This window comes from Acidisphaera rubrifaciens HS-AP3 (assembly GCF_000964365.1).
In the GTDB taxonomy this organism is placed as follows: Bacteria; Pseudomonadota; Alphaproteobacteria; order Acetobacterales; family Acetobacteraceae; genus Acidisphaera; species Acidisphaera rubrifaciens.
The window spans coordinates 1-3449 of record NZ_BANB01000789.1 but is presented as its reverse complement, the minus strand read 5'-3'; the positions used below and the strand labels follow the sequence as shown (position 1 = coordinate 3449).

Sequence of the window (3449 nt, the reverse complement as noted above, 5' to 3'; positions counted from 1 at the left end):
GACGCATGGCCGCGCGACGCATGGCCGCGCGACGTGTGGCTGCGCCGCACGCGCATCCCCGCCTGCCTGTTCGCCGTCCCGCCGCCCGCGCCCGCCGGCCGCGACGGGCTGGTGGAGGTCGATCTGCGCCTGACGGACGGGCGGATCGCGGCGATCGCGCCGGCGGGCACGGCGGCCGAGGGGATCGACCGCGCGCTCGGCATGACGCTGCCGTGCTTCATCGACAGCCACGTGCATCTGGACAAGACGCAGATCTCGCCGCGCCAGCCCGAGGGCGGCGGCACGCATGACGGCGCGATCGCGGCGGTGCGCGCCGACCGCGAGGCGCACTGGACCGAGGCGGACATCGCCGCGCGGTTCGAGTTCGGGCTGCGCTGCGCATACGCGCACGGCACGGCGGCGATGCGCACGCATATCGACAGTTATTGGCCGCATGCGCGCCATGGCTGGGCGGTCTTCCGCCGGCTGCGCGACGCGTGGGCGGGGCGGATCGCGCTGCAGGCGGTCTCGCTCTGTCCGCTGGAGCGGTTCATGGGCGCGGACGGCGCGGCGCTGGCCGACGAGATCGCGGCGTCGGGCGGGTTGCTCGGCATGTCGCTGATGGGCGCGCCCGATCCGGCGCAGCTCGACGTGTTCTTCGGCCTCGCGGAGGCGCGGGGGCTGTCGCTCGACCTGCATCTGGACGAGACGGGCGACGCGGGCTCGCGGGCGCTGCGGGCGGTGGCGGAGACGGCGCTGCGCCGCCGCTTCGCGCGGCCGATCCAGGTCGGGCATGTGTGCTCGCTGTCGGTGCAGGACGAGGCCGAGGCGGCGGCGACGATCGCGCTGTGCGCCGAGGCGGGTATCCGCGTCGTCAACCTGCCGATGTGCAACATGTACCTGATGGGCCGCACGCCCGGCCGCACGCCGCGCTGGCGCGGCATCACGCAGCTGCACGAGTTCCGTGCCGCCGGCATCGCCGTCGCCTTCGCCTCCGACAACTGCCGCGACCCGTTCTATGCGTACGGCGACTACGACATGATGGAGGTCTATCGCGAGGCGGTGCGGATCGCGCAGCTCGATCATCCCCATGCGGACTGGATCGCGTCCGTCGCGCGCGTGCCGGCGCAGACCTGCGGCTTCGACGGCCTCGGCGTGATCGACGTGGGGGCGGGCGCGGACCTGATCCTGTGCAGCGCGCGGGCGTTGACGGAGCTGCTGGCCCGGCCGCAGAGCGACCGCGTGGTGCTGCGCGCCGGCCGCGCGCTGGACGCGAAGCCTCCGGCGTTCAGCGAGCTGGACGCGGTGGTGGGCGGGCCGTAGCGGTAGCCGGCACGGCGGCCCGTCAGCGGCCGAGCGCGCCGCTTTCGGTGCCGGCGTAGATGCGGCGCAGTTCGCGCTTCAGCAGCTTGCCGGCGGTGTTCTTCGGCAGGCTGTCGGCGAAGATGATCCGCTTCGGCAGCTTGTAGGGCGCGAGCGTCGCGCGGGCGTGGGCGATCAGCGCCGCCTCGGTCGCGGTCATGCCCGCGCGCAGCACGACGACGGCGGCGATGGCCTCGATCCATTTCGGGTCGGGCACGGCGATCACCGCGACCTCGGACACCGCGTCGTGGGTGAACAGCGCGTCCTCGACCTCGCGCGAGGCGACGAGCACGCCGCCGGTGTTGATGACGTCCTTCAGCCGGTCGACGACGGTGATGTAGCCCTCGTCGTCCATCACGCCGATGTCGCCGGAGTGGAACCACCCGCCCTCGAAGGCGCGCGCCGTCTCCTCCGGCTTGTCCCAGTAGCCGACGAGGAGATGCTGGCTGCGGTGGACGATCTCGCCCTGTTCGCCGGGGGCGACGTCGCGCATCTCGGCATCGACGATGCGCGTCTCGACGGTGATCGCGGGCCGGCCGACCGAGGCCGGGCGGGCGTCGTGTTCCTCCGGCCGCAGCACGGTCGCGAGCGGGGCGATCTCGCTCTGGCCGTAGCAGTTATAGGGGCGGATGCCCGGCAGGCGCGCGCGCAGTTCCTTCAGTACCGGCACCGGCATGATGGCGGCGCCGTAATAGACCTGACGCAGCGACGACAGGTCGAGGCGGTCGAAATCGGGATGGCGCAGCAGGGTGATCCAGACGGTGGGCGGGGCGAAGAAGCTGGTGATGCGGTGGCGTTCGATCAGGTCGAGCACCACGTCCGGCTGCGGCGCCTCGATCAGCCATGTCTCGCCACCGAGCAGCAGCATCGGCATGGTGAAGGCGTGCATCTGGGCCACGTGGTACAGTGGCAGCGCCGCGAGCGAGCGGTCGTTCCGGTCGAAATCAAGCTCCGCAATGACGGCCATGTATTCGGCGATCAGGCCGTCATGCGTCAGCGCCGCCCCCTTTGGCGCGCCGGTGGTGCCCGACGTGTAGATGATCTGGGCGACGTCCGTATCGGCGCCGGCGTCGATCGGATCGACATCGCCCGGCGCGCTCGCGGCGGACAGGATGTCGAGCCCGTCGCCGCCATGCAGGGTGCCGATGCGGGTGATCCCGGTCTCGGCCGCCGCCGCGGCGGCGTTTTCGGCGAGGGCCGGGTCGTGCAGCAGCGCCGCCGCGCCGGACTGGCGCAGGATATAGGCCAGTTCGCCGGCCGAGAGCGCGTAGTTGGCGGGGACATGGATGAAGCCGCCGCGGGCGCAGCCGAGCCAGGCCAGGAGATAGGCATCGGAGTTGCGGCCATAGGCGACGACGCGGTCGCCCGGACGCAGGCCGGCCGAGGCATAGCGGCGCGCGACCCGGTCCGCCGCAGTGTCGAGGGCGGCGAAGGACCAGTCGCGGTCGGCGAAATGCAGCGCGACGCGGCCGCGATGCACGCGCGCCGCGCGGCGCAGCGCATCGCCCACCATGCTGCGGCGCGCGCGGCGGATGGCCGTCTCGGACATTCCGTTCCCCGTTCTTTTCGTTGCGGCGAGCTTAGCAGCGGGGGCGCCCGGGGGCGAGAACGACACGACGCGGCGATTGACGGGAGCGTACGGTATACGGCAGGCAGGCAAGCGGAAAACAGGAGACGATGCGATGGCAACGCCCACCCCGGTCGTATTCATACCGGCGCTGCTATGCGACGAGGCGCTGTATGCCGACGTCATCGCGCGTCTCGGCGACACGATCGCGCCGCACGTGATGATGTCGCCGCTGCCCGACCTGCATGCGAGTGCCGCCGACATACTGGCGCGCGCGCCGGCGCGGTTCGCGCTGGTCGGCACGTCCTATGGCGGCAATCTGGCGCTGACGGTCGCGCTGGCGGCGCCGGAACGGGTGAGCGCGCTGTGGATCATGGGCGCCAACCCGCCAGCCCCCGGGGCGGGCGACCCCGACCTTGCCGGCGCCCTCGCCGCGATGCCGGAGGCGGTGATCGAGCAGCTGGCGTCGCTGGTGGTGGCCCCCGACGCGACGGCGGCGCGCGCGACGTTCCGCGCCATGGCGGCACGGGTCGGCGCCCCG

The 3449-nt window shown here is 72.7% G+C and carries 3 protein-coding genes; 2 read left to right on the top strand and 1 reads right to left on the bottom strand.

The annotated features are described in order from the left end of the window. A partial coding sequence (locus B8460_RS17740; protein WP_241771233.1) for a cytosine deaminase occupies nucleotides 1-1302 on the top strand: 1302 nt, incomplete at its 5' end. A gap of 22 nt (nucleotides 1303-1324) precedes the next feature. On the opposite strand, the gene B8460_RS17735 is transcribed toward B8460_RS17740, so the two are convergent. Next, nucleotides 1325-2890, bottom strand: coding sequence for a fatty acyl-CoA synthetase (locus B8460_RS17735; RefSeq protein WP_048862950.1), 1566 nt, complete (start codon nucleotides 2888-2890; stop codon nucleotides 1325-1327). A gap of 133 nt (nucleotides 2891-3023) precedes the next feature. Here B8460_RS17735 and B8460_RS17730 point away from each other — a divergent pair. Then, on the top strand, nucleotides 3024-3449 hold a 426-nt coding region (locus tag B8460_RS17730; RefSeq protein ID WP_048862949.1), incomplete at its 3' end, for an alpha/beta fold hydrolase.

What these genes read in the sequence shown, in the direction of transcription:
- B8460_RS17735 (WP_048862950.1), bottom strand. Translation starts at nt 2,890, where the DNA reads ATGTCCGAGACGGCCATCCGCCGCGCGCGCCGCAGCATGGTGGGCGAT.